Annotated in this window: 23 protein-coding genes; 13 read left to right on the forward strand and 10 right to left on the reverse strand. The window is 69.7% G+C overall.

Features of this window, described 5'->3' with window-relative positions:
• Window positions 1–60 precede the first annotated feature (60 nt).
• Complete coding sequence (gene cobT, locus ACZ5CR_RS20910) at window positions 61–1,197, reverse strand: nicotinate-nucleotide--dimethylbenzimidazole phosphoribosyltransferase (RefSeq protein WP_468859505.1); 1,137 nt, start codon at window positions 1,195–1,197, stop codon at window positions 61–63.
• Window positions 1,198–1,348: 151 nt separating this feature from the next.
• On the opposite strand from cobT, the gene ACZ5CR_RS20915 reads away from it, so the two are divergent.
• Window positions 1,349–2,086: a class I SAM-dependent methyltransferase gene (locus ACZ5CR_RS20915; RefSeq protein ID WP_468859507.1), complete on the forward strand. Its 738-nt coding sequence runs from the start codon at window positions 1,349–1,351 to the stop codon at window positions 2,084–2,086.
• Window positions 2,087–2,145: 59 nt separating this feature from the next.
• Here the strand turns inward: ACZ5CR_RS20915 and ACZ5CR_RS20920 are convergent, their stop codons facing one another.
• A complete protein-coding gene (locus tag ACZ5CR_RS20920) occupies window positions 2,146–3,345 on the reverse strand; it encodes a bifunctional adenosylcobinamide kinase/adenosylcobinamide-phosphate guanylyltransferase (RefSeq protein WP_468859509.1) in 1,200 nt (399 codons plus the stop codon).
• A gap of 90 nt (window positions 3,346–3,435) precedes the next feature.
• Here ACZ5CR_RS20920 and ACZ5CR_RS20925 point away from each other — a divergent pair, with 90 nt between their 5' ends.
• Entirely contained in the window at window positions 3,436–3,657 is a 222-nt protein-coding gene (locus tag ACZ5CR_RS20925; protein ID WP_453739490.1) for a hypothetical protein, read from the forward strand.
• An 89-nt stretch (window positions 3,658–3,746) separates the two neighbouring features.
• Here the strand turns inward: ACZ5CR_RS20925 and ACZ5CR_RS20930 are convergent, their stop codons facing one another.
• The 3 genes from ACZ5CR_RS20930 to ACZ5CR_RS20940 form a co-directional block, all read right to left on the reverse strand.
• Entirely contained in the window at window positions 3,747–4,796 is a 1,050-nt protein-coding gene (locus ACZ5CR_RS20930) for a S1C family serine protease (RefSeq protein ID WP_468859511.1), read from the reverse strand.
• 87 nt (window positions 4,797–4,883) lie between these two features.
• Entirely contained in the window at window positions 4,884–5,591 is a 708-nt protein-coding gene (locus ACZ5CR_RS20935; RefSeq protein ID WP_468859512.1) for a class I SAM-dependent methyltransferase, read from the reverse strand.
• 74 nt (window positions 5,592–5,665) lie between these two features.
• Window positions 5,666–6,340: a DUF3043 domain-containing protein gene (locus ACZ5CR_RS20940; RefSeq protein WP_468859617.1), complete on the reverse strand. Its 675-nt coding sequence runs from the start codon at window positions 6,338–6,340 to the stop codon at window positions 5,666–5,668.
• A 218-nt stretch (window positions 6,341–6,558) separates the two neighbouring features.
• Between ACZ5CR_RS20940 and ACZ5CR_RS20945 the strand changes: the two genes are divergently transcribed.
• The 5 genes from ACZ5CR_RS20945 (at window position 6,559) to ACZ5CR_RS20965 (ending at window position 13,275) form a co-directional block, all read left to right on the forward strand.
• On the forward strand, window positions 6,559–7,350 hold the full coding sequence (locus ACZ5CR_RS20945; protein ID WP_468859514.1) for a PspA/IM30 family protein: 792 nt from the start codon (window positions 6,559–6,561) through the stop codon (window positions 7,348–7,350).
• 36 nt (window positions 7,351–7,386) lie between these two features.
• Window positions 7,387–7,665 (forward strand): PspA-associated protein PspAA, encoded by a 279-nt coding sequence (gene pspAA, locus ACZ5CR_RS20950; protein ID WP_468859516.1) that lies wholly within the window; start codon window positions 7,387–7,389, stop codon window positions 7,663–7,665.
• 378 nt (window positions 7,666–8,043) lie between these two features.
• Window positions 8,044–9,300, forward strand: coding sequence for a sensor histidine kinase (locus ACZ5CR_RS20955; protein WP_468859518.1), 1,257 nt, complete (start codon window positions 8,044–8,046; stop codon window positions 9,298–9,300).
• Window positions 9,297–9,977 carry a response regulator gene (locus ACZ5CR_RS20960; protein WP_468859520.1) on the forward strand — a complete coding sequence of 227 codons (681 nt, stop codon included), beginning with the start codon at window positions 9,297–9,299 and terminating at the stop codon, window positions 9,975–9,977. The genes ACZ5CR_RS20955 and ACZ5CR_RS20960 overlap by 4 nt, the downstream gene beginning before the upstream one ends.
• A 151-nt stretch (window positions 9,978–10,128) precedes the next feature.
• Window positions 10,129–13,275, forward strand: a complete 3,147-nt coding sequence (locus ACZ5CR_RS20965) for an efflux RND transporter permease subunit (RefSeq protein ID WP_468859522.1) — start codon at window positions 10,129–10,131, stop codon at window positions 13,273–13,275.
• A 150-nt stretch (window positions 13,276–13,425) separates the two neighbouring features.
• Here ACZ5CR_RS20965 and nadA read toward each other — a convergent pair whose 3' ends face one another.
• Window positions 13,426–14,613, reverse strand: coding sequence for a quinolinate synthase NadA (nadA, locus tag ACZ5CR_RS20970; protein WP_468859524.1), 1,188 nt, complete (start codon window positions 14,611–14,613; stop codon window positions 13,426–13,428).
• Window positions 14,614–14,875: 262 nt separating this feature from the next.
• Here nadA and ACZ5CR_RS20975 point away from each other — a divergent pair, with 262 nt between their 5' ends.
• The gene (locus ACZ5CR_RS20975) at window positions 14,876–15,232 is read left to right on the forward strand and encodes a HesB/IscA family protein (RefSeq protein ID WP_363307246.1); all 357 of its coding nucleotides are present in this window, start codon (window positions 14,876–14,878) and stop codon (window positions 15,230–15,232) included.
• A gap of 108 nt (window positions 15,233–15,340) precedes the next feature.
• On the opposite strand, the gene ACZ5CR_RS20980 is transcribed toward ACZ5CR_RS20975, so the two are convergent.
• Both ACZ5CR_RS20980 and ACZ5CR_RS20985 read right to left on the reverse strand, forming a co-directional pair.
• A complete protein-coding gene (locus tag ACZ5CR_RS20980; protein ID WP_468859525.1) occupies window positions 15,341–16,858 on the reverse strand; it encodes a hypothetical protein in 1,518 nt (505 codons plus the stop codon).
• Between the two features lie 168 nt (window positions 16,859–17,026).
• Complete coding sequence (locus ACZ5CR_RS20985; RefSeq protein ID WP_468859527.1) at window positions 17,027–17,245, reverse strand: hypothetical protein; 219 nt, start codon at window positions 17,243–17,245, stop codon at window positions 17,027–17,029.
• Window positions 17,246–17,379: 134 nt separating this feature from the next.
• Here ACZ5CR_RS20985 and ACZ5CR_RS20990 point away from each other — a divergent pair, with 134 nt between their 5' ends.
• Entirely contained in the window at window positions 17,380–18,354 is a 975-nt protein-coding gene (locus tag ACZ5CR_RS20990) for a carbohydrate kinase family protein (protein WP_468859528.1), read from the forward strand.
• Between the two features lie 35 nt (window positions 18,355–18,389).
• On the opposite strand, the gene ACZ5CR_RS20995 is transcribed toward ACZ5CR_RS20990, so the two are convergent.
• The gene (locus ACZ5CR_RS20995; protein ID WP_468859530.1) at window positions 18,390–19,769 is read right to left on the reverse strand and encodes an aminotransferase class V-fold PLP-dependent enzyme; all 1,380 of its coding nucleotides are present in this window, start codon (window positions 19,767–19,769) and stop codon (window positions 18,390–18,392) included.
• Window positions 19,770–20,137: 368 nt separating this feature from the next.
• Between ACZ5CR_RS20995 and ctaC the strand changes: the two genes are divergently transcribed.
• The 4 genes from ctaC to ACZ5CR_RS21015 all read left to right on the forward strand — a co-directional run bounded on the left by ctaC (window position 20,138) and on the right by ACZ5CR_RS21015 (window position 24,618).
• Window positions 20,138–21,100, forward strand: a complete 963-nt coding sequence (gene ctaC / locus ACZ5CR_RS21000; RefSeq protein WP_468859532.1) for an aa3-type cytochrome oxidase subunit II — start codon at window positions 20,138–20,140, stop codon at window positions 21,098–21,100.
• Entirely contained in the window at window positions 21,097–22,833 is a 1,737-nt protein-coding gene (gene ctaD / locus ACZ5CR_RS21005) for an aa3-type cytochrome oxidase subunit I (protein WP_468859533.1), read from the forward strand. The genes ctaC and ctaD overlap by 4 nt, the downstream gene beginning before the upstream one ends.
• Window positions 22,830–23,228 carry a cytochrome c oxidase subunit 4 gene (locus tag ACZ5CR_RS21010; RefSeq protein ID WP_389909811.1) on the forward strand — a complete coding sequence of 133 codons (399 nt, stop codon included), beginning with the start codon at window positions 22,830–22,832 and terminating at the stop codon, window positions 23,226–23,228. Before ctaD ends, ACZ5CR_RS21010 begins: the two co-directional genes overlap by 4 nt.
• Window positions 23,229–23,370: 142 nt before the next feature.
• The gene (locus ACZ5CR_RS21015) at window positions 23,371–24,618 is read left to right on the forward strand and encodes a L,D-transpeptidase (protein ID WP_468859538.1); all 1,248 of its coding nucleotides are present in this window, start codon (window positions 23,371–23,373) and stop codon (window positions 24,616–24,618) included.
• A gap of 96 nt (window positions 24,619–24,714) precedes the next feature.
• On the opposite strand, the gene ACZ5CR_RS21020 is transcribed toward ACZ5CR_RS21015, so the two are convergent.
• Window positions 24,715–25,116, reverse strand: coding sequence for a DNA-binding transcriptional response regulator (locus ACZ5CR_RS21020; protein ID WP_389909817.1), 402 nt, complete (start codon window positions 25,114–25,116; stop codon window positions 24,715–24,717).
• Window positions 25,117–25,123: the final 7 nt, after the last annotated feature.

Here is a 25,123-nt window from a genome sequence, read left to right on the forward strand (position 1 = left end):
GATCATATGGGCCATGCTCGCCTATACCGGGCCGCCCCCGGCTGTGCGCGACCGCGCCGTCTACTCCGCTTCGGCGCGCGCCTCCGGATGCGGCTCGACGTCAGCCTCCACCTTCGGCTCCAGCCCGGTCTCCGCCTCCGCCACCGGCTCGGCCTCCCGCTCGGGCAGTTCGGCGGAGAGCGCGGCGGCGGCCCGTACGAGCGGCAGCGCGAGAAGCGCCCCCACGCCTTCGCCCACCTGCACGCCCTGTTCGAGCACGGGGTCGAGCGCCATCCGGTCGAGGGCCTTGGCCTGCGCGGGCTCCCCGCTGCTGTGCCCCGCCAGCCACCAGTCCGGCGCCCGGAAAGCGACCCGCTGGGCCACGAGCGCCGCCGCCGACGCGACGACGCCGTCCAGGATGACCGGCGTACGGCGCACGGCGCTCTGCAGCAGGAATCCGGTCATGGCGGCGATGTCCGCACCGCCCACCGTCGCGAGCAGTTCGAGCTGATCGCCGAGCACGGGCCGCGCCCGCCGCAGCGAGTCCCGGACGGCCGCGCACTTGCGCATCCACGCCAGGTCGTCGATCGGCGCGCCGCCGCGCCCGGTCACCACGGACGCGTCGGTCCCGCACAGCGCGGCGACCAGCGTCGCCGCGGGTGTCGTACCGCCGACGCTCACATCGCCGAGCACGACCAGGTCGGTCCCGGAGTCGGCCTCCTCGTCCGCGACGGCCATCCCGGCCCGCACCGCGGCCTCGGCCTCCTCGGCCGTCAGCGCGTCCTCGATGTCGGTACGTCCCGAGCCGCGCCGCACCCGATGCCCCGTCACCTGCGCGGGAAGCTCGGCCGGATCGCAGTCCAGGGCCACGTCGACGACCCGGACCGGCACGTCGAGGCGGCGCGCGAGAACGGCGACGGGGCTCGCGCCGGAGAGCACGGCACGCACGAGCTCGGCCGCGCCGCCCGCGGGCCGGGCGGACACATCGAGCTCCGCGACCCCGTGGTCGCCCGCGAAGAGGATCACGCGTGGCCGCTCGATCGGCTTGACCGGCACCGAGGACTGGGCCGCGGAAAGCCACTCGCCAAGGTCGTCCAGACGGCCGAGCGCCCCGGGCGGCACGCTCTGCCGCTCCCTGCGCTCCTCGGCGTCGCGGCGGATCCCGCCGTCGGGCCGCTCGATCAGGTCGGTGAAGTCGTCGAGATTCAGCGAGCTCATTCGCCGAACAGTACCGGCAGGGCCCGGGCCCGGGTCGGACGGCCCGGCAGTAAGCATCCGGCCACCTCCGCGGTGTCGTTGCGCCGGTGCCGATGGTCCTTTACGTACCGTGATGATCCTTTACGTACGATGTGAGGAGACCGTCACGTCCATGGACGCCGCCAAGGCCGCCGCCGCCCAGGCCGAGAAGATCCTCACCGTTCCGCGGGCCGCCCGCCGATACCGGGCGCGGGCCAGGGCGATGGGCCGCTTCATCGAGGCCGAGAGCTGGCTGGACGTCGAGACCGGGCACGGGCACTTCCCCGCCGTCGCTCAGGAGGTGCACCCGTACACCGCCTTCGACGGCCTCGACAGCACCGAGCGCGTGGAGGAGGGCCGCAGGGCAGGCCGCGTGGAGGAGGCCCACCGCGGGTTGCTCGCCGACCTGGCGCCGAAGCTCGCGGGGCGCTACGACGCGCTGAGCATGTTCCACTACCTGGAGCGCAGCGCCGACCCGCGCGTCGAACTCATCGCCGCCCGCACGGTGTTGCGGCCCGGCGGCCATCTGATGATCGAGGTCCCCGTCCCCGGGAGCCGGTACGCCAGAGTCCTCGACAAGGGGTGGCTGCGGGCCGAGCCCCACCACCGCATCCCGCCCGCCTTTCTCCGCGGCGAGTTGGAGAACCTCGGCTACACCGTCGTGGCCACCGACCGGCGTGAGTCGCACATCCCGTTCGACCTGAGTGCCGGCCTGGCCATCGCACTCGGCCGCGTCCGCGCCGCGGCCCGCGTCGCGGCCCCGCTCCTGGCCGCCGCGGCCCTGACCGACCGGCTCCTCGCCCCCCTGATCAGCCGAACCCGGTTCTCCAACGCCTACCGGGTCATCGCCCGCAGGAACCCCGACGCGTGAGGGGCCGGGTCGGTCCGGGGCGGTCCAGGTCGGTTCGGGTTGGTCCGGGTCGGTCCGTTTCAGTCCCGCAGGGTGAGCGCCTGGCCCGCCACGACCATCAGCACGTGCTCGCACTCCGCCGCGAACGCCACGTTGAGACGGCCCAGTTCATCGCGGTAGCGGCGGCCCGACGCGGTCGCGGGGACGATGCCCGAACCAACCTCGTTCGACACGGCGACGACCGTGCGCCGACTCGCGCGCACCGCGTCCGTGAGCTCGGTGACCCGCTTGCGCAGCGCCCGCTCGCCACCGCCCGCCCATTCGTCGTCGTCCCACGCGTTCACCTCGTCCATGGCGTACGTCAGCCACAGCGACAGGCAGTCGATGAGCAGGGGAGGGCCGCTCTCGGCGAGCAGCGGCACGAGGTCGCAGGTCTCGGTGGTGCCCCACGACCCGGGCCGCCGTTCACGGTGGGCGCTCACCCGGTCCGCCCACTCCGAGTCGCCGTTCCTGGTCCCGCCGGTGGCCACGTAGAGGACCTCGGGGAAGGCTTCGAGACGCCGCTCGGCCTCCACCGACTTCCCTGATCGGGCGCCGCCGAGGACCAGGGTGCGGCGCGGCACGTCCGGTACGTCCTCGTAGGCGCCGACCGCCAGCGTCGTACCGTCCGGCACGGCCCGCGCACCGGCGGCCGCAAGCCTGCGGGTCAGCTCCGCGCCCGGCGGCACCTCATGGCCCAGATGGACGGCGATGATGTCCGTGGTCGGACCGATCGCACCGGCCGCCCGCAGCCGTGCGAGCCCGTCGGGGCGCCCGATGACGTCGGCGACGACCATCTCGTAGACGGGAAGCTCGTCCGGCATCCCGGCGGGCGCACCGCCCGGCGGCAGATACAGCAGCCGCTCTCCGTCGGTGCCCACCACCTCGTACCCCGTGCCCGGATGGTCCATCGCCACCGCGCGCACCCGGTGCCCGGTGAGCAGCGCCAGCTCCCGCCCGTCGGGCACCCGGCCCGGCTGCGGAAGACCGGCCGGCACCTCCACCGAGGGGCCGTCGTGCGGATGGGAGAGCAGAACCTGGCGTACGCCGCCGAGCGAGTGCCCCGAACGGGCGGCCGCGAAGGCGGCGCCAGGGGTGAGGTCGAGCAGCAGGACGCCGTCCACCAGGAGCGCGGTCGCGGCGCGTGCGGCGCCGCGGAGCGCGGTCGCGCAGGCGGCGCAGGGGCAGTCGGAGCGGGGCAGGCCTTCAGGGGAGCCGGTGCCGAGCAGAGTCAGTTCCACAAGAAGATCCTCCCGCGTCACCGCGAGCGCCGCTCGCCCGGCTACGCTTCAAGCGGCTTCACACAGCTGTCGGACCATCGGGAGGCTGGCATGGCGGCATGGACGTGGCGGTTCGAGAAGGCGGACGGGACGGAGGTCCAGCCCGCTCTGACGCCCGAAGAGTTCACGACTCAAGGGGACGCGGAGTCCTGGGTCGGCGAGTTCTGGAAAGAGCTCGCTGACGGCGGCGCCGACCAGGTGTCGCTCTTCGAGGACACGAACAAGATCTATGGGCCGATGAGCCTGCACGCTGAGGACGCGGCGCAGGGGTGAGTGACGCCTGAGTGAGAAGTGAGAGGGGGGTGACCGCATCCGCGGCCACCCCCCTCTTCCTCGTGACGCTCGTGATCGTCGCGCCGTGCCTACATCTCGCCCAGCGTGAGATCCGCGGTCCTGTCGGCGCCGTCGCGTGTGTACGTCACCTTCGCCTTGTCGCCCGGCTTCTCCCCGGCGAGCGTCTCGGAGAGCGAGGTGATGGTGGTGATCTCCGTATCCCCCAGCTTGGTGATGATGTCGCCGGCCTCGATGCCCGCCCTGGCCGCGCCGCCGTCCTTCTGCGCCTCGACGACGGCGACACCCGCGGGCTTGTAGTCGTCACCGAGGACCGTGCGCCCCGTGATGCCGAGGGCGGCCCGGCCCGAGTCGGTGACCTTGCCGTCCTTGATGATCTGATCGGCGACCGTCCTCACCATCGAGGAGGGGATCGCGAACCCGATGCCGGGCGCCGCGCTGCCGCCCATGTCCGGGTCGGTGGCGGCGAGCGTCGGAATGCCGATGACCTCGCCGTCGAGGTTGACCAGGGCGCCGCCGCTGTTGCCCGGGTTGATCGCGGCGGACGTCTGGACCATGTTCGCGATGGTGGCGCCGGTGGAGCCCTCCGAGCGGCCCTCGCTGACGGTCCTGCCGGTGGCGGAGACGATGCCCTGCGTGACGCTGGACGACAGGCCGAGCGGCGAACCCATGGCGAGCACGATCTGCCCGACCCCGGCCTTCGTGGAGTCCCCGAACTTCGCGGCCTTGAGCCCGCTCGGCGGGTTGTCGAGCTTGATCACGGCGAGATCCTGCTCGGGGTAGGAGCTGACGAGCTTCGCGCTGAGCGCCTGCTCCCCGGTGGCCGTCGTGACCTTGAAGGTCCGTTCCTTGCCCACGACATGGGCGTTGGTGACGACATGGCCCTTGTCGTCGTAGACGACGCCGGAGCCGAGGCTGTCGGAGGCGTCGATCTGGACGACCGAGGGCAGGACGTTCTTGATCACCTGCTGGTAGTCGGCCTGCAGATCGTTCGCCGCCATGGGCGCGGCCTGAGTGGTGGACTCACCGGAGTCCCCGGAACCGGAGCTCGAGCATCCACTCATCAGAAGCCCGGCGACGACAGCGGCGGCGGTGGCGTTACGGGTACGCGAGACAGTCATGCCCCGAGTGTCCGCTTCGCCCTAATCTGTCGCCCTGGATGCGGGGCAATCGGGTGGGTGGGAGAACATCCGCGGCGAGGCGGCGGTTCAGTCCCGTACCCCACAGATGTGCAGCAGCGCCGCGACCCGCCGATAGGGATCGGTCCGTCCGGCCCGCTCCTCCGCGGCAAGCAGCGCCGTCAACTCCGCCTCCTCCGGCGGAACCGCGTCGTCCGGCGCGCCGTCGGTGAAGACCCGCACGCCGTACCAGGCGTGCAGCGGCGCGGCGATCCCCGCGAGCGACGCGGTCACCGCGTCGAGCCGATCCGCCCGCGCCTCGATGCCGAGCCGATTGCGGTACACGGTGGAGTCGAAGGCACCCATCGCCCCCGCCCAGTCCCCGGCGAGCCCCGGCCGCATGGCAAGAGCGTCCGCGTTCCGCACGAGGAGGGAGAGCAGCCCGCCGGGAGCCAGCATCCGGGCGAGGCCCGCGAGCAGCGCGTCCGGCTCCTCGACGTACATCAGCACACCGTGGCACAGCACGACGTCGAAGCTGCCCGGCAGGAAGTGCACCCCGGTGTCGCGCCCGTCGCCCTCGACGATGCGCACGCGCCCCTGGATGCCCTCGGGCTCGGCGCCGAGCGCGGCCCGCGCCGCTGCCACCATCGACGAGTCCTGCTCGACGCCCGTCACCTTGTGCCCGGCGCGGGCGAGCCGCAGCGCCTGCGTGCCCTGGCCCATGCCCACATCGAGCACGCGCAGCCGCTGCCCCACGGGGAAGCGCCCGGCTATCTGCTCGTCGAGCTGCCGGGTCACCAGCTCCTGGCGTACGGCATTGCGAAGGCCGCCCAGTATCTCCAGCCAGGCGGCGGCCCCGCCGGCGAAACCGCTCAGGGCCGCTCTCCGCGCTTGACCTGCGGCTTCGGCAGTCGCAGCCGGCGCATCTGGAGCGTACGCATCAGGGCGTAGGCGACGGCGCCCTTCTTGTTCTCGCTCGGGAAGCGCTCGTTCAGGCGCTTCTTCAGGCGGACCGCCGTCGTCACCGAGTCCACGATGATCAGGACGATCACGAAGAGCCAGAGCAGCAGCGCGATGTTCTGCAGCTGCGGGATCCGGACCATGCTCAGTACGAGGATGATCACGGCGAGCGGCAGGAAGAACTCGGCGATGCAGAACCGCGAGTCGACGAAGTCGCGGGCGAACTTGCGCACGGGGCCCTTGTCACGGGCGGGCAGATAGCGCTCGTCACCGCTGGCGAGCGCCTGACGCTGCTTGTCCATCTGGACGCGGCGTTCATTGCGCTGCCGCTTCGCCGCCTCCTTGCGCGTCACAGGCGTGTTGGCCACGCTGCGGCGCTGGGTCTGGGCCTCACTGCGCTTGGGCGTGGGGCGGCCCTTGGGGGCCTCGGGGTCACGGGGCTGCTGGGAGTCGGTCACCGGGGCCTTGCTCGCCGGGGCCTTCTCGTCCTTGGATCGGCTACGGAACACAAAACCCAAGGGTACGGGGTGCGAACGTGTGGACCCCCGCCCGATGGGGAACGATCCGGCAACACCGAGCGTCTTGATTGTGTGTCTAAAGGGGCGTTCCGTGTGGTTTACAAGCGGTTTTCCGGCGGTTCCCGGGGGTGCACCTACTCCCTACGCCGGAGCTGGGCCGGACGCAGTCGTCCTTGGGGATGAGCGCATCCGCCCGCGAACAGTGCGGTAATGGATGCAGGGCCCGTACTGTGGGTTCTGGCAGTACCTGGAGCTGGAAGTCCGTCAGAAGGGGGCGCGCGAAGCCCATGAGCGGTGTCATGAAGCGTATGGGGATGATCTTCCGCGCGAAGGCGAACAAGGCCCTTGACCGGGCCGAGGACCCGCGCGAAACCCTCGATTACTCGTACCAGAAACAGCTTGAGCTGCTGCAGAAGGTCCGCCGCGGTGTCGCCGACGTGGCGACCTCGCGCAAGCGCCTCGAGTTGCAGTTGAACCAGCTTCAGAAGCAGTCCTCCACCCTTGAGGACCAGGGCCGCAAGGCCCTCGCCCTCGGCCGCGAGGACCTGGCACGTGAGGCGCTCTCGCGCCGTGCGGCGCTTCAGCAGCAGGTGACCGACCTGGAGACGCAGCACCAGACGCTCCAGGGCGAGGAGGAGAAGCTCACCCTCGCGGCGCAGCGCCTCCAGGCCAAGGTCGACGCCTTCCGTACGAAGAAGGAGACGATCAAGGCCACGTACACCGCGGCCCAGGCGCAGACCCGGATCGGCGAGGCCTTCTCCGGTATCTCCGAGGAGATGGGCGACGTCGGCATGGCGATCCAGCGCGCCGAGGACAAGACCGCGCAGCTCCAGGCGCGGGCGGGCGCGATCGACGAGCTCCTGGCCTCCGGTGCTCTCGACGACTCCTCCGGGCTCGCCAAGGACGACATCCAGTCCGAGCTGGATCGCCTCTCCGGTGGTACTGATGTAGAGCTGGAACTCCAGCGGATGAAGGCCGAGCTCGCGGGAGGGCCGACGCCGAAGCAGGCCATCGAGCCGGGTCAGGGACAGCCTCAGGCTCAGCAGCCGCAGGACACCCCGCGCTTCGACAAGCAGTAGTCACCGCAGTCACCGCTCACGTCCGAGGAGGGCGACATGATCGTACGGATCATGGGGGAGGGGCAGGTGAAGCTGGCCGACAGCCACTTCACCGAACTGAACAAGCTGGACGACGAGCTGCTCGCCGAGATGGAGAGCGGCGACGAGTCCGGCTTTCGCCGGACCCTCGGCGCGTTGCTGGACAAGGTCCGGGAGCTGGGTACGGCGTTGCCCGACGACGCGCTCGAACCCTCGGAGCTGATTCTCCCCGGTCCGGACGCGACGCTGGACGAGGTCCGCGAAATGTTGAGCGACGACGGCCTGATCCCGGGCTAGTTCTGGCCGGGGGCCTGCCCGGGTGTCGGCTGAGCTCTGTCTGCGGGGCTGCCCGGGTCTTGGCTGAGTTCCGTCTGCGGGGCTGCCCGGGTCTTGGCTGAGCTCTGTCTGCGGGGCTGCCCCAGTCTCGGCTGAGTTCCGTCCGCGCGGTTGATCGTCCCGGCGCTTCGCGCCGGATGCCTGCCGCCTCTGCTGCCCACCCGCCGGGTTACCCGGCGATCTTGGTTCGGTGCGGGATGCGACGCGGGGCAATCGCGCGGGTGGGCGGGAAAAATCCGCCGCGAAGCGGTGGGCCAGGAGTGCCAGAGCGAACCGCGCAGGTAAAACCCCGCCCAGACCCGGTCCCAGCCGCCCGCAGGGCCCCGTACCGTTCAAGGCGTGAGCACTCTCGTGCGAGGCCGATGCTGGGCCAAGGCGCACCCCCTGGCTGTGGACGCCGCCCTCGCGGCAGCCGTCCTCGTATGCATGGTCATCGGTTCCTTCGTCGAGCCGTACGGTCATGACGGAGGCCCCAGTTGGGGCACCCGCACCCCGAGCGCGCTCAGCCTGGTCCTGATGGTGCTCGGCGCCACCGCGCTGGTCTTCCGTCGCCGCGCCCCCTGGGTCGTGCTCGCCGCGACCTGCGGCTTCACCGTCGTCGACCTGGTCACCGGCGAGTTCCGCGGCGGCGTCGTCATGAGCGCGGTCATCGCGCTCTTCACCGTCGCCGCCCGCACCAACCGCCCCACCACCTGGCGCGTCGGCCTGATCACCATGACCGGGCTCACCGGAGTCGCGATGCTGGCGGGCCCGCTGCCCTGGTACGCCCAGGAGAACCTCGGCATCTTCGCCTGGACCGGCATGGCCGCGGCCGCCGGTGACGCCGTCCGCAGCCGCCGCGCCTTCGTGGACGCCATACGCGAGCGCGCCGAACGCGCGGAGCGCACCCGCGAGGAGGAGGCAAGGCGCCGCGTCGCCGAGGAGCGGCTGCGCATCGCCCGCGATCTGCACGACGTGGTGGCCCACCACATCGCCCTCGTCAATGTGCAGGCCGGGGTCGCGGCGCACGTCATGGACAAGCGGCCCGACCAGGCCAAGGAAGCCCTCTCCCACGTACGGGACGCCAGCCGCTCCGCCCTCAACGAACTGCGCGCCACCGTCGGCCTGTTGCGGCAGACCGGCGACCCCGAGGCGCCCACCGAACCCGCACCCGGCCTGGCCCGCCTGGACGACCTCGTCGAGACCTTCCGCCACGCAGGTCTTCCCGTGGAGGTGACCAGTGGCGACGCGGCCAAGGACCTGCCCGCAGGAGTCGACCTGGCCGCCTACCGCATCATCCAGGAGGCCCTCACGAACGTGCAGAAGCACGCGGGAACGGGCGCCAAGGCGGAGGTCAGCGTCATCCGCGTAGGACCGAACGTCGAGGTCACGATCCTGGACGACGGGACAGGCGACAAGGGCGAGGAGAGCAGGCAGGACAGGGAGGACAGGGAGAGCGACGGCGGCGGGCACGGGCTCATCGGCATGCGGGAGCGCGTCAGCGCCCTGGGCGGCCGCTGCACCGTGGGGCCCCGCTACGGCGGCGGATTCCGCGTCCATGCGATCCTGCCCGTCACGGCAAAGCCGGTCACCCCGGCAGAGGGAGGGACCGCGTGACGATCCGGGTGCTGCTGGCCGACGATCAGGCCCTGCTGCGCAGCGCGTTCAAGGTGCTCGTCAACTCCGAGCCCGACATGGAGGTCGTCGCCGAGGCGTCGGACGGCGCGGAGGCCGTCGAGCTCGCCAGGGCCGAGGCCGCCGATGTCGTCCTGATGGACATCCGCATGCCCGGCATGGACGGCCTCGCCGCCACCCGCCTGATCAGCGCCGACCCCGCCCTGGCCCACGTACGGGTGGTCATGCTGACGACCTTCGAGGTCGACGAGTACGTGGTGCAGTCGCTGCGCGCCGGTGCCTCCGGCTTCCTCGGCAAGGGCGCGGAGCCGGACGAACTGCTCGGCGCGATCCGGATCGCGGCCGCGGGCGACGCCCTCCTCTCCCCGGTGGCGACGAAGGGCCTGATCGCCAAGTTCCTCGCGCAGGGCGACGGTTCGGACGACGACGGCGGGGTGCGCGGTGAGCGCCTCGACGCGCTCACCGGGCGTGAGCGCGAGGTCCTCGTCCAGGTCGCGGGCGGGCACTCGAACGACGAGATCGCCGAGCGCCTCGAGGTCAGTCCGCTCACCGTGAAGACCCACGTGAACCGCGCGATGGCGAAGCTGGGCGCCCGTGACCGGGCACAACTCGTCGTCATTGCCTACGAATCGGGCCTGGTACGTCCAAGGGTGGAGTGACCGCGGGCCCGACGTACTGCGCCCGCAGTATGCGTCACATAAGAACGGGTCCTCGGAGTGACGATTCCTGCCCTGGACATGGCAGATCGTGTAGGGGGCACCGGCCAGCCGGTGCCCGTTCCTGCGCAGTACGCCACAGAGAGAGACCACCATGTCCTGGCTGTCCCGCTTCAGCCTCGCCCAACGGGCCCTGATCGGGCTGATATCCATCATCGCGCTGGTCTTCGGCGCGATCGCGATCCCTCAGCTCAAGCAGCAGCTGCTGCCCTCCATCGAACTGCCGATGGTGTCCGTCCTCGCCCCGTACCAGGGTGCGTCCCCCGATGTGGTCGAAAAGCAGGTCGTCGAACCCCTCGAGTCCTCGATCGACGCGGTCGACGGCATCACCGGCATCACCTCCACGGCGAGCGAGGGCAACGCCGTGATCATGGCCCAGTTCGACTACGGCAGCGGCTCCAAGCAGCTCGTCGCCGATGTCCAGCAGGCCGTGAACCGCGCCGGGGCCCAGCTCCCCGACGACGTCGACCCGCAGGTCGTCGCGGGCTCCACGGACGACATTCCGACCGTGGTCCTCTCCGTCACCTCCGACAAGGACCAGCAGGCGCTCTCCGACCAGCTCGACCGCACGGTCGTCCCCGCCCTGAAGGACATCGACGGCGTCGCCCAGGTCACCGTCGACGGCGTACGCGACCTCCAGGTCGACGTCACCCCCGACGACAAGAAGCTGGCCAAGGCGGGCCTGACCCCGGCCGCGCTCGGCCAGGCGCTCCAGGCCGGCGGCGCCACGCTCCCCGCGGGCTCCTTCGACGAGGGCGGCAAGAACCGCACCGTCCAGGTCGGCGGCGGCTACACCTCGCTGAAGCAGATCCAGTATTTGATGGTCACCCCGGAGGCCAAGCCGGGGGAGCGGCCGGGCAAGCCGGTGCGCCTCGACGAGGTCGCCACCGTCAAGCAGCAGCCGTCGGACGCCACGTCCATCACGCGCACCAACGGCAAGCCCAGCCTCGCCCTCTCGATCACCATGGACCAGGACGGCAGCGCCGTCGCCATCTCCGACGAGGTCAAGGACAAGCTGCCCGGCCTGCGCAAGGACCTGGGCGCCGGATCGGACCTGACGGTCGCAAGCGACCAGGGCCCCGCGGTCTCCAAGTCCATCGACGGCCTCACCACCGAGGGCGCGCTCGGCCTGGTCTTCGCGGTCCTCGTCATCCTGGTCTTCCTGGCGTCGATCCGCTCGACGCTGGTCACCGCGGTCTCCATCCCGCTCTCGGTCGTCCTCGCCCTGGTCGTGCTCTGGACGAGGGACCTCTCCCTCAACATGCTCACGCTCGGCGCGCTGACCATCGCCATCGGCCGCGTCGTCGACGACTCGATCGTGGTCCTGGAGAACATCAAGCGCCACCTCGGATACGGCGAGGAGCGCGAGGCCGCGATCCTCACGGCGGTCAAGGAGGTCGCGGGCGCGGTCACGTCGTCGACCCTGACCACGGTCGCGGTGTTCCTGCCGATCGGCCTGGTCGGCGGCATGGTGGGCGAGCTCTTCGGCTCCTTCTCGCTGACGGTCACCGCGGCGCTCCTGGCGTCCCTGCTCGTCTCGCTGACCGTCGTGCCGGTCCTCTCGTACTGGTTCCTGCGTCCCCCGAAGGACGTGCGCGGCGCCGACCCGGAGGAGGCCCGCCGCAAGGCCGAGGAGAAGGAGGAGAAGAGCAGGCTCCAGCGCTTCTACGTCCCTGTCCTGCGGTTCGCGACGCGGCGCCGCTTCACCAGCCTCGCCCTCGCGATCGTGATCCTCGTGGGTACGTTCGGCATGGCACCGCTCCTGAAGACGAACTTCTTCGATCAGGGCGAGCAGGAAGTCCTGACCATCAAGCAGGAGTTGAAGCCGGGCACCAGCCTCGCGGCGTCCGACGCCTCGGCCAAGAAGGTCGAGAAGATGCTGGACGGCCTCGACGAGATCAAGGACTACCAGGTCACGGTCGGCTCCTCCGGCTTCATGGCGGCGTTCGGCGGCAGCACGGACACCAACCAGGCCTCGTACACGCTGACCCTCAAGGACAAGTCGTCGTACGACAAGACGCAGGACCGGGTCGAGGAGGAGCTCGGCAAGCTCTCCGGCATCGGGCAGACGTCCATCTCGGCCGGTGACGGCTTCGGCAGCCAGGACCTGAGCGTGGTCGTCAAGGCCGCCGACGGTGACGTGCTGCGCAAGGCGTCCGAGGAGGTGCGCGACGAGGTCGCGAAGATCGACGACGTCACCGACGTGCAGAGCGACCTGTCGCAGAGCGTCCCGCGCATCTCGGTCAAGGGCAACTCCAAGGCGGCGGCGGCCGGGTTCAACGACACCACCCTCGGCCAGGCCGTCGCCCAGGCGGTCCGCGGCACCGAGAGCGGCAAGGCGATCCTGGACGACACCGAGCGCGACGTCGTGGTGAAGTCGGCGCAACCGGCGAAGACGCTCGCCCAGCTGCGCGAGCTGAACCTCGGCTCCGTGAAGCTCGGTGACATCGCCTCGGTGAAGCTGGTCGACGGACCCGTCTCGATGACCCGCATCGACGGTGCGCGCGCCGCGACGATCACCGCGAAGCCGACCGGTGAGAACACGGGCGCGGTCAGTGCCGACCTCACCAAGAAGCTCGACGCGCTGAACCTGCCGGACGGTGTGACGGCGTCCATCGGCGGCGTCTCCGAGGACCAGGACGAGGCGTTCGCCTCGCTGGGCCTCGCGATGCTCGCGGCGATCGCGATCGTCTTCATGCTGCTCGTGGCGACGTTCCGCTCGCTCGTCCAGCCGCTGATCCTGCTGGTCTCGATCCCGTTCGCGGCCACGGGCGCGATCGGGCTCCTGATCGCCACCGACACCCCGATGGGTGTGCCCGCGATGATCGGCATGCTGATGCTGATCGGCATCGTGGTGACGAACGCGATCGTCCTGATCGACCTGATCAACCAGTACCGCAGGCAGGGGCACGGCGTGGTCGAGGCGGTCGTCGAGGGCGGCCGTCACCGCCTCCGTCCGATCCTGATGACGGCTCTGGCGACCATCTTCGCCCTGCTCCCGATGGCCCTCGGCGTCACGGGCCAGGGCGGCTTCATCGCCCAGCCGCTCGCGGTGGTGGTCATCGGCGGCCTGATCACGTCGACGCTCCTGACCCTCCTCCTCGTCCCGACGCTCTACGCGATGGTGGAACTCCGCAAGGAACGTCGCCGCGCGAAGCGCGAGGCGAAGCGGGCGAAGAAGGCGGGCGTTCCGCCGCGGGCCGACGCCGAGTCGGACGACGCGGAACCGGCTCAGGTCTGACCCTGCGGGCCGTCCCCACCAGCGGCGCTGATCGCGTACGTTCCGGCGCTGGAGGCGCTGGAGCCGCTGGGGGGCCCGCTCAAGGGGCGTAGAACGCGGTAAGGGGCACCCGCAATGGCGGGTGCCCCTTACGCGCGCGAATGGGCAGGCCTACGGAAGCGCGAGCATCCGCTCAAGGGCCAGCTTCGCGAACTGCTCGGTCTCGCGGTCGACCTCGATCTGGTTGACCAGCTTGCCCTCGGCGAGGGACTCCAGCGTCCAGACCAGGTGCGGCAGGTCGATCCGGTTCATGGTCGAGCAGAAGCAGACCGTCTTGTCGAGGAAGACGATCTCCTTGTCGTCCGCGGCGAAACGGTTCGCCAGGCGGCGTACGAGATTCAGCTCGGTCCCGATCGCCCACTTGGAACCGGCGGGAGCCGCCTCAAGGGTCTGGATGATGTGCTCCGTGGAGCCCACGTAGTCCGCCGCGGCCACGACCTCGTGCTTGCACTCGGGGTGCACCAGGACGTTGACGCCGGGAATGCGCGCGCGGACGTCCTCCACGGACTCCAGCGAGAAGCGCCCGTGCACCGAGCAGTGCCCGCGCCACAGGATCATCTTCGCGTCCCGCAGCTGCTGAGGCGTCAGGCCGCCGTTCGGCTTGTGCGGGTTGTAGAGGACGCAGTCCTCCAGCGTGAGGCCCATGTCCCGGACCGCGGTGTTGCGGCCGAGGTGCTGGTCGGGCAGGAAGAGGATCTTCTCGCCCTGCTCGAAGGCCCACTCCAGGGCCCGCTTGGCGTTGGACGACGTACAGATCGTCCCGCCGTGCTTGCCGGTGAAGGCCTTGATGTCGGCCGAGGAGTTCATGTACGAGACGGGCACGACCTGCTCGGCCACCCCGGCCTCGGTCAGCACGTCCCAGCACTCCGCGACCTGCTCGGCGGTGGCCATGTCGGCCATCGAGCAGCCTGCGGCCAGGTCGGGAAGGACGACCTTCTGGTCGTCGGTGGTCAGGATGTCCGCGGACTCGGCCATGAAGTGCACACCGCAGAAGACGATGTACTCGGCCTCCGGCTTGGCGGCCGCGTCCTTGGCCAGCTTGAAGGAGTCGCCGGTGACATCCGCGAACTGGATGACCTCGTCGCGCTGGTAGTGGTGGCCGAGCACGAAGACCTTGTCGCCGAGCTTCTCCTTGGCGGCGCGGGCGCGCTCCACAAGGCCGGGGTCGGAGGGCGACGGCAGATCGCCGGGGCACTCGACGCCGCGCTCACTCCTGGGGTCGGCCTCGCGGCCGAGCAGCAGCAGGGCGAGCGGCGTCGGCTGGACGTCGAGATCCACGGGGGACTGGGCGGTGGTCACGAGACACGCACCCTTTCTTCTCTGCAGACGACTTTTCGTCTAATTGACGTTATCTATCATAACCGCTTCACGTCAGTTTGACGATGGCCATTGTGTCGATGTGACGCGTTCGCCCTCGACGGACCGATGTCCCATCGGGCGGCATGTGCGAGCATGAAGGGACAGACAGTCGAGAGAACAGCACTCGGCCCGGAATGAATCCGTGGCTCCGACGGTTGCAACCGTCGGCAAGCAGTCTCCGTACAACCCGGGAGAGAAGCAGATGTCCGTATCGGACGAGACCACCACCGTGAGCGACGGCATCCTCCTGTCCGACGCCGCCGCGGCCAAGGTCAAGGGCCTTCTTGAGCAGGAGGGCCGGGATGACCTCGCGCTGCGCGTCGCCGTTCAGCCCGGCGGCTGCTCCGGCCTTCGCTACCAGCTGTTCTTCGACGAGCGCTCGCTCGACGGCGACGTGCTCAAGGACTTCGACGGCGTGAAGGTCGTCACCGACCGGATGAGCGCTCCTTACCTCGGCGGCGCCTCCATCGACTTCGTCGACACCATCGAGAAGCAGGGCTTCACGATCGACAACCCGAACGCCACGGGCTCTTGCGCCTGCGGCGACTCGTTCAGCTAGATCCGTACACGAAAGGCGGCCCCCGGAGAACTTCGGGGGCCGCCTTCGTGCGTGTACGAGCTTCGTATGTGTACGAGCCTCGGGTGTGTGCGAGTCCGTGTGACGGCGCTACTTGCGCGGCACAGTCCCGCCGCCGTCCGCGTCCACGACCTCGCGGTCCCCGAGCGCCTTGTCCAGGGCCACGGTCTTGGTGAACTCCTTGGCCGCCATGATGCAGACCTCGCCCTTCTTGCGGGTCTCGGTCACCTTCACGCGCACGCTGTCCTTGCTCTCGTCGGCCGACGCCGAGTACTTACTGCAGGCGCCGCCCCAGAAGTGCACCGTCAGGGACTTGCCGTCCGCGCGATAGGACTCGACGTGCGGGGTCGGATCCTTCGGGCCCGTGCCGGTGCCCGTGCCCGGCTCGTCGGTGGGCTTCGACGTGGGCTTCGAGGTGGGTGTGGGGTCGGACGGCGGCGTGCTCGGCGAGGTGAGGAACTTCGGCTCCACCGCCGGATGCGTCACCGTGAAGGTGTCCTTCGCGCCCTGCGGCCGCACGTCGAACAGCCAGGAGGGCACGAGCGTCTGACGCCCGTCCACGAAGTGCGTCGCGAGCCCGAACGTGGCGCCCTTCACCGTGACCGGTTGCGGCTTCGGAGGCGCGGACGAGGGCTCGCAGGGGGCCTGCTTCTGCCCTTCCTTGCCCGATGCGTCCTCGGGCATGGCCGTGGCGCAGCCGCCGACACCGACGCGGTCGTCGCCGCCACCCGATTCGTTGAGCTGCTTCAGCGTCTCGGCGGCGCTGATCACCGGGTACGTCGCACCCTTCTCCGGCGCCTTCAACTGACCGCTGCCGCCGACCACTTGGCCGTCCGAGCCGACCTGGATGCCGGTCGACCAGCCGTACGTGGGGAGTCCGCCCACCTTCGGGTCGGCGTTCACCACCCGTACGCCGCCCATGAGTTGGCCCGCGTCCAGCTTCGCGTCGTCCTGCCCCGCGGCCTTCAGGACCGGTGCCGCCGCCTTCTTCGCCGCGCTCTCGCCGACCGGGTCGCCCCCGCCGTCAGGGGCAGTGGACGTCTCCGAACAGCGCTTGCCCTTCGCGCAGTTGTCGCTGCCACCGGTGGCGTACCGAGAGAAGGTCCAGGTGCCCGGCGCCTGCTTGCCCACCTGGAGCGAGGGCCCGGAACCGTCCTTGGTGGGACCGATCTTCCAGGCGCCGCCCTCCGAGATGGGCTTCCCCTTGACGCCAAGTGCCTTGGCGAGATCGGTGACTTGGCCCTCGGTGACGGTGCCCCGCGCGTGGTACACGGGCGCAGATTCGGGGCCGCCGGGCAGCTTGCCCTCGGCGCGGTAGGTGGCGCCGCTCGGGTCGGGCTCTCCCGGGGCGATGCCCTCGGTGCCGCCTTCGGTGCCGCCCTTCTGCCGGTCGCCGTCCGTGTGTCCGTCGAGGGCGAGCGGCGGTGGCGCACCGCCGTCTCCGGCGGGAGAACTGCCGTTGCCGCCGCTGCCGCCTGAGGCGGTCGCGGCGAAGTAGGCGCCGCCGCCACCGACGAGCAGCACCGTGGCCGCCACCGACGCGACGGCGAGGCGGGAACGCCGCCGGTGCTGCTCGGCCGCGTCATGGTCGGATCGCTCGGTGCTCACCGCATCGCTCCTTTGACTGCACTGCTGTCCCTGGAGGCCCGCGTGTGGGCCTCGTTCGTATTCCGCGTCCCCTTTACGGGGGACAGCGGTGGGACGCAGCGGGGGAGTGTGCGGTTCCCTCGGCGCGCGCCGAGGGGCGTCGCCGCAGTCGCCGCCGCGGTCGGCGCCTCAGTCGCCGTACTCGGACATGCCGTCGATCAGTCGCGCGGACGCGGGCGGGACGCTGACGCCGTGGATCAGTGCGGGCGACACCGGGGCGGTCGCGGCGGGCACGGGGGTCACCCAGTGCGGGGCCATGCGGGCGCAGTCGCCGCGCAACGTCTCCAGGGACTCGGAGGGCAGCTCGACGGGACGCGCGCGGACGACATGCTTCGAGATAACGGCCATGACCGCACCGTACGCATCGCACACCTCGCGAAAAAAGACCTACTAACGGGTAGTTTGGCCTCTTCAGCGGGGGTCACCGACCCGGTAGCGTGAAGTGTCAACCCCTCGCCTCTCCTCCACAGGAGCATGCCGTCGTGCGTATCGCAGTCACCGGCTCCATCGCCACCGACCACCTGATGACCTTCCCCGGCCGCTTCGCCGACCAACTGGTCGCGGATCAGCTGCACACGGTTTCTCTCTCTTTCCTGGTCGACGCCCTAGACGTACGCAGGGGAGGTGTCGCCGCCAACATCTGTTTCGGGATGGGCCAGCTCGGCTCCGACCCGATCCTGGTCGGCGCCGCGGGCTCCGACTTCGGCGAGTACCGCGCCTGGCTCGACCGGCACGGCGTGGACACGGCATCGGTCCGCATCTCCGAGACGCTGCACACGGCCCGCTTCGTGTGCACCACGGACGCCGACCACAACCAGATCGGTTCGTTCTACACGGGCGCGATGAGCGAAGCCCGCCTCATCGAACTGAAGACCGTGGCCGACCGCGTGAGCGGCCTCGACCTGGTCCTCATCGGTGCGGACGACCCCGAGGCGATGATGCGCCACACCGAGGAGTGCCGGACGCGCGCGATCCCCTTCGCCGCGGACTTCTCCCAGCAGATCGCGCGCATGGAGGGCGAGGAGATCCGTACGCTCCTCGACGGCGCCACGTACCTCTTCTCGAACGAGTACGAGAAGGGGCTCATCGAGTCCAAGACCGGCTGGACCGACGCCGAGATCCTCGCGAAGGTCGGCCACCGTGTGACGACCCTCGGCTCGCGCGGCGTGCGCATCGAGTCCGTCGGCCAGGACCCGATCGAGGTCGGCACCCCCGAGGAAGAGGCGAAGGTCGAGCCGACCGGCGTCGGTGACGCCTTCCGCGCGGGCTTCCTCTCGGGCCTCGCCTGGGGCGTCTCCCACGAGCGCGCGGCGCAGGTCGGCTGCATGCTCGCCACCCTGGTCATCGAGACCGTCGGCACGCAGGAGTACGAGCTGCAGCGCAGCAACTTCATGGACCGCTTCACCAAGGCGTACGGCCACGCGGCGGCGTCCGAGGTCAAGGGCCACCTGGTCTAGTCCGAAGTGGGCCGGGCCGGGCCCGCCCGGCCCGGTCAGGAGCTCCGGCGGACCACATAGGCACAGCCGTGGTCCGCCGGCTCCTCGCCCACGTACTCCTGCCCCCGCATCTCGCACCACGCCGGGATGTCGAGCCGCGCCGCCTCGTCGTCGGCGAGGACCGTGACCGTGCCGCCCACCGGGACGTCCCCGATGACCTTCGCGAGCTCGATGACGGGGAGCGGGCAGCGCTTGCCGAGCGCGTCCACGACGAGGGAAGCGGACTCCGCACCCGCCACCGGCGCCACCGGCGCGCCCAGTTGCTCACGCACCGAGGCCACCACGCCCGGAAGCACCTGAAGAAAACGCTCGACCTCCGCTTCCTGGGTCCCCCGTGGGAGTGAAACCCGGACGTTGCCCTCGCTCAGCACGCCCATCGCCTTCAGGACGTGGCTCGGGGTCAGCGTCGAGCTGGTGCAGGAGGAGCCGGACGAGACCGAGAAGCCGGCCCGGTCCAGCTCGTGCAGCACGGTCTCGCCGTCGACATAGAGACACGAGAACGTCACTAGGTGGGGCAGGCGCCGCACCGGGTCGCCCACCACCTCAACGTCCGCCACGAGCCCCGGCACCCGCGCCCGGATCCGCTCCGTCAACTCCCGCAGCCGGGCGCCCTCCTCGGCGGCCTCGGCCTGTACGGCACGGAGCGAGGCCGCCGCGGCGACCACCGCCGGAATGTTCTCGAAGCCGGGTGCGCGCCCCGACTCCCGCTCGTCGGCGGGGCCCTGCGCGGCGAACCGCACCCCCTTGCGCACGACGAGCAGCCCGGCTCCCGCGGGCCCGCCCCACTTGTGGGCGCTCGCGGCGAGCAGCGACCACTCCCCGTCCACCCGGCCCCACGGCAGCGACTGCGCCGCGTCCACGAGGAGCGGCACCCCGGCGGCGCGACACGCCGATGCGACATCGGCCACCGGCTGCTCGGTGCCCACCTCGTGGTTGGCGGACTGGAGGCAGGCAAGGGCCGTGTCGGGGCGGAGACCGGCGGCGTACGCGGCCGGGGACACCGCGCCCGACCGGTCCACCGGGATCTCCGTCACCGTCCCCCCGTCGGCTTCGAGGGCCGCCGCCGCATGGAGTACCGAAGAGTGTTCGACCGCGGACGCCACCAGATGCCGCCCGACACGCCGACGCCCGGCGAGGGCCCCGGCGATCCCGGAGTGCACGGCCCGCGTACCCGAAGAGGTGAAGGAGAGCTCGTCTGGACGGCACCCGACCGCCTCCGCGGCGGCCTCCCGCGCGGCGTCGAGCAGCATCCTGGCCCGCCGCCCCTCGCGGTAGAGCCGCGCCGGATCGGCCCACCCCTCATCGAGCGAGGCCTGCAGCGCCTGCCGGGCCACGGGGTGGAGGGGAGCGGAGGAGGCGACATCGAAGTAGGACACGGGGCAACGCTAGAACGTCTCCTTGAGAAGACACCCCGGGGGAGCGCCCCACGGGGGCGCGAGGAACCGCGCGATCGAGCCCATGGGAAACCGCGCGATCGAGCCCATGGGACCCGCGGCCGCCGGATGTGCCGGGGCCTGGGCCATCGGGCGGCCGGACCCCCCGTCAGAAAGGGCCGGACGTCGGGCCGTAACACCCTTCGGAGTGACCCGCGGCGCGTTAGGCACCCTCCCCGCGCGACCCCAAATAGCGTCCAGTAAGGTTTGGCCCGCATAAACATCCAAACCCCTGCCCGCCGCAGGGCGGCGACCGACCACCGAGAAGGCCGCAGCCGAAGCGCGGGCCGAGACTCTCGGGAAGGCGCTACGTGAGTCCCAACGGCTCCGACCGCTCGTCGCGGCGCCCGATGCGGCGGAAGCTGCCGCAGGTGCTGACTGCGGGCCTGATCCTTGCGACCGCTACCGGTTGCACCTACAAGGACTTCCCCCGCCTTGGAATGCCGACCCCGGTAACGGAAGAGGCACCTCGGATCCTCTCCCTCTGGCAGGGCTCGTGGGCGGCAGCGCTCATCACGGGCGTGCTGGTGTGGGGGCTGATCATCTGGAGTGTCATCTTCCACCGGCGCAGCCGCACCAAGGTGGAGGTACCTCCGCAGACGCGTTACAACATGCCCATCGAGGCGCTCTACACGGTGGTCCCCCTCATCATCGTCTCGGTGCTCTTCTACTTCACGGCACGTGATGAGTCGAAGCTCCTCCATCTCGACGCGAAGCCTGCCCACACGGTCAACGTGGTCGGCTATCAGTGGAGCTGGGGCTTCAACTACATCGAGGACGTGAAGGGTTCCGACAAGGACGACGCGAAGTCGGCCAAGGAGCTGGAGGCCATCCCGGACAAGTTCCGTGATGCGTTCCCGTCCAACGCCGGCGGTGTCTACGACGTCGGTACGCCTGGCCAGCGGAACCCGCAGAACAACAACCCCGGCCCGACCCTCTGGCTCCCCAAGGGCGAGAAGGTCCGGTTCGTACTGACTTCGCGTGACGTCATCCACTCCTTCTGGGTGGTGCCGTTCCTCATGAAGCAGGACGTCATCCCGGGCCACACGAACGTCTTCGAGGTGACTCCCAACCGGGAGGGCACCTTCATGGGCAAGTGCGCCGAGCTCTGCGGTGTCGACCACTCCCGGATGCTCTTCAACGTCAAGGTCGTTTCCCCCGAGCGCTACCAGAAGCACCTCGAGGACCTGGCGAAGAAGAACCAGACCGGTTACATCCCGGCCGGCATCGAGCAGACGAAGCACGAGAAGAACCGGGAGACGAACAACCTGTGAGCATCCTCAACGAACCTCAGGGTGCCTCGGCAGCGGAAGACTCGTCCGAGAACGAGCTGCCGGTACGGCGCGCACAGCCGGGCGCTGTGGTCATCAAGTGGTTGACCACCACTGACCACAAGACGATCGGCACGCTCTACCTGGTCACGTCGTTCGCGTTCTTCTGCATCGGCGGAGTGATGGCGCTCTTCATGCGCGCCGAACTCGCTCGCCCCGGCTCGCAGCTCATGTCGAACGAGCAGTTCAACCAGGCGTTCACGATGCACGGCACGATCATGCTGCTGATGTTCGCGACGCCGCTGTTCGCCGGATTCGCGAACTGGATCATGCCGTTGCAGATCGGCGCGCCCGATGTGGCGTTCCCGCGGCTGAACATGTTCGCGTACTGGCTGTACCTCTTCGGCTCGCTCATCGCGGTGGCCGGCTTCCTCACCCCGCAGGGTGCGGCCGACTTCGGCTGGTTCGCCTACTCCCCGCTGTCGGACGCCGTCCGTTCGCCGGGCATCGGCGCCGACATGTGGATCATGGGTCTGGCCTTCTCCGGCTTCGGCACGATCCTCGGCTCGGTCAACTTCATCACCACGATCATCTGCATGCGTGCTCCTGGCATGACGATGTTCCGGATGCCGATCTTCGTGTGGAACGTCCTGCTGACCGCCGTACTGGTCCTGCTGGCCTTCCCGGTCCTGGCCGCCGCGCTGTTCGCCCTGGAGGCGGACCGTAAATTCGGTGCCCATGTGTTCGACGCGTCCAATGGCGGCGCGCTGCTGTGGCAACACCTCTTCTGGTTCTTCGGCCATCCAGAGGTGTACATCATCGCTCTACCATTCTTCGGAATCATTTCCGAAGTGATCCCGGTCTTCTCCCGGAAGCCGATGTTCGGCTACATGGGTCTGATCGGCGCGACGATCGCGATCGCGGGTCTCTCCGTGACCGTGTGGGCGCACCACATGTACGTCACCGGTGGCGTGCTCCTACCGTTCTTCTCCTTCATGACGTTCTTGATCGCCGTGCCGACGGGCGTGAAGTTCTTCAACTGGATCGGAACGATGTGGAAGGGCTCACTGAGTTTCGAGACACCGATGCTCTGGGCCGTCGGCTTCCTGATCACCTTCACCTTCGGTGGTCTGACCGGCGTCATCCTGGCCTCGCCGCCGATGGACTTCCACGTCTCCGACTCGTACTTCGTGGTCGCGCACTTCCACTACGTCGTCTTCGGCACCGTGGTCTTCGCGATGTTCTCCGGCTTCCACTTCTGGTGGCCGAAGATGACCGGCAAGATGCTGGACGAGAAGCTCGGCAAGATCACCTTCTGGACGCTGTTCATCGGCTTCCACGGCACGTTCCTGGTGCAGCACTGGCTGGGCGCCGAGGGCATGCCGCGTCGTTACGCGGACTACCTCGCGGCCGACGGGTTCACCGCGCTGAACACGATCTCGACGATCTCCTCGTTCCTGCTCGGTCTGTCGATCCTGCCGTTCTTCTACAACATCTGGAAGACCGCCAAGTACGGCAAGAAGATCGAGGTCGACGACCCGTGGGGCTACGGCCGTTCGCTCGAATGGGCGACGTCCTGCCCGCCGCCGCGGCACAACTTCCTCACCCTGCCGCGGATCCGTTCCGAATCCCCGGCGTTCGACCTGCATCACCCTGAGATCGCGGCTCTCGACCAGCTCGAGAACAGCGGCCACGGTGACAAGGCGCTCGCGGGCGGCAAGGAGGCCGGCAAGTGAAGGTCCAAGGCAAGATGTTCATCTGGCTGAGCGTCTTCGTGCTCGTCATGGCGATCGTCTATGGCGTGTGGTCGAAGGAGCCGGCCGGTACGACCGCGCTGTTCCTGGCTTTCGGTCTGTGCATCATGATCGGCTACTACCTGGCCTTCACGGCCCGGCGTGTCGACGCTGCCGCACAGGACAACAAGGAGGCCGACGTAGCGGACGAGGCCGGCGAGGTGGGCTTCTTCAGCCCGCACAGCTGGCAGCCGCTCTCGCTGGCCATCGGTGGCGCGCTCGCCTTCATGGGCGTCGTCTTCGGCTGGTGGCTGCTGTACTTCTCGGCCCCCATCCTGATGATCGGCCTCTTCGGCTGGGTCTTCGAGTACTACCGGGGCGAGAACCAGACCCAGTGAGTCTGTGATCCACCGCTTCACCGCTTCACCGAGGGGCCCGGATACTCCGTCAGGAGCATCCGGGCCCCTCGTGTGTGGTGTCCTCACCCTCGGACGGGTCACTCGGCGCGCCGAGGCCGATGAACCTTCATACCGTGTGTTCATGAACCACTCACCGCGAATCCGTACGGTACTGAGCTGCACCATGCTGGTGGCCGCCCTCGGGGTGGGGACCACGGCCTGTGCCGGCTCCGACGGCCATCCGCTCTCGGCGAAACCGTACGACGCGGCGGGCCAGATCGCCTTCAACGGGCCTGTGGGCAGCCAGAAGGCGGATCCGGACAAGCCCCTGGAGGTCACGTCCCAGGGCGATGAGGGGCGCATCACCGATGTGACGGCCACCGACGAGATGGGCCGTTACGTGGCCGGTGAACTCTCCGCCGACGGCGCCCGTTGGCACAGCACCACGCCCCTCGCGGCGGGCACGCACTACACGGTGCGGGTCAGTGCCGAGGACGAGGAAGGATCGCCGGGCCGCAAGGTCCTGACGTTCGACACGAACGCCCCGCAGAAGAAGAAGCGCCTCGACGTCACCTTCGGCCCCGACTCGGGCAAGTACGGCGTCGGGCAGCCGGTCACGGCGAAGCTCAGCGCCAAGGTGAAGAACAAGAAGTCCAGGGAGATCGTGGAGCGTGCCCTGAAGGTCGAGACGATGCCGGCCACGCAGGGCGCCTGGTACTGGGTGGACAGCAAGACGCTGCACTACCGCCCCAAGGAGTACTGGCCCGCGGGCGCGAAGATCAACGTGCGGAGCAACCTCGAAGGCATCAAGGTCCGCGAGAAGCTCTGGGGCGGCGACGCCAAGCCCCTGAAGCTGACCATCGGCGACCGCGTCGAGGCCGTGACGGACGCCGGTTCGCACTACATGACGGTCTATCGCAACGGCGAGGAGATCAACTCCATGCCGGTGACGACCGGTAAGCCCGGCTACTCCACGCGCAACGGCGTCAAGGTGGTGCTCGGCAAGGAGTACTCCGTACGCATGACCAGTGCCAGCATCGGCGCATCGGACTTCTACGACAAGATGGTCTACTACGCGACGCGGGTCACCGACTCGGGCGAGTACGTGCACGCCGCTCCCTGGTCGGTCGGCTCACAGGGGTACGCGAACACCAGCCACGGCTGCACCGGCATGAGCACCGACGACGCCGCCTGGTTCTACGAGACCGTCCGGCAGGGCGACATCGTGAAGGTCGTCAACAGCGCCGGAGCGGACATGGACCCGTTCGGCAACGGCCTGGGCGACTGGAACGTGGACTGGAAGGACTGGCGGGACGGCAGCGCCCTGTTGGGCGGCGTCAAGAAGGCCCCCGCGGCGGTCGACGCGGCCCGGCTGCGTCCGCAGGTCTGACGGCCCCGCGCAGAGCACGGCACAGCACGGCACGACAGAAGGCCCCGCACCTCGGTGCGGGGCCTTCTGTCGTGCCGTCAGGCCTGGAGCGTGCCGTCAGGCCTGGATGGCGAGCCTGTCGCGCAGCAGAGCGGCCAGAGAGCCCGCGAACTCGACCGGATCGACCGGAAGGGTCACCGCCGCCTCCGCACGGCTCCAGGTGGCCAGCCAGGCGTCCTGTGGGCGCCCCATGAGCAGGAGCACGGGCGGGCACTGGAAGATCTCGTCCTTGAGCTGACGGCAGACTCCCATGCCGCCGACGGGCGTCGCCTCGCCGTCCAGGACGCAGACGTCGATTCCGCCCCGGTCGAGTTCCTTCAGCACGGCGGGCAGTGTCGCGCACTCGATGAACTCGACCGCGGGAACGTCCGTCGCCGGCCTGCGTCCGGTGGCCAACCGGACCTGCTCGCGGGTGCTCGCGTTGTCGCTGTAGACCAGCACCGTGGCGGTCGGCTGCATTGTTCCT

It is taken from the genome of Streptomyces sp. NPDC031274, from assembly GCF_055570235.1.

Bases quoted from the DNA above. Each gene is read 5' to 3' on its own strand.
- cobT (WP_468859505.1), bottom strand. From the start codon at position 1,197: ATGAGCTCGCTGAATCTCGACGACTTCACCGACCTGATCGAGCGGCCC.
- ACZ5CR_RS20915 (WP_468859507.1), top strand. From the start codon at position 1,349: ATGGACGCCGCCAAGGCCGCCGCCGCCCAGGCCGAGAAGATCCTCACC.
- ACZ5CR_RS20925 (WP_453739490.1), top strand. From the start codon at position 3,436: ATGGCGGCATGGACGTGGCGGTTCGAGAAGGCGGACGGGACGGAGGTC.
- ACZ5CR_RS20930 (WP_468859511.1), bottom strand. From the start codon at position 4,796: ATGACTGTCTCGCGTACCCGTAACGCCACCGCCGCCGCTGTCGTCGCC.
- ACZ5CR_RS20945 (WP_468859514.1), top strand. From the start codon at position 6,559: ATGAGCGGTGTCATGAAGCGTATGGGGATGATCTTCCGCGCGAAGGCG.
- pspAA (WP_468859516.1), top strand. From the start codon at position 7,387: ATGATCGTACGGATCATGGGGGAGGGGCAGGTGAAGCTGGCCGACAGC.
- ACZ5CR_RS20965 (WP_468859522.1), top strand. From the start codon at position 10,129: ATGTCCTGGCTGTCCCGCTTCAGCCTCGCCCAACGGGCCCTGATCGGG.
- ACZ5CR_RS20975 (WP_363307246.1), top strand. From the start codon at position 14,876: ATGTCCGTATCGGACGAGACCACCACCGTGAGCGACGGCATCCTCCTG.
- ACZ5CR_RS20985 (WP_468859527.1), bottom strand. From the start codon at position 17,245: ATGGCCGTTATCTCGAAGCATGTCGTCCGCGCGCGTCCCGTCGAGCTG.
- ACZ5CR_RS21015 (WP_468859538.1), top strand. From the start codon at position 23,371: ATGAACCACTCACCGCGAATCCGTACGGTACTGAGCTGCACCATGCTG.
- ACZ5CR_RS21020 (WP_389909817.1), bottom strand. From the start codon at position 25,116: ATGCAGCCGACCGCCACGGTGCTGGTCTACAGCGACAACGCGAGCACC.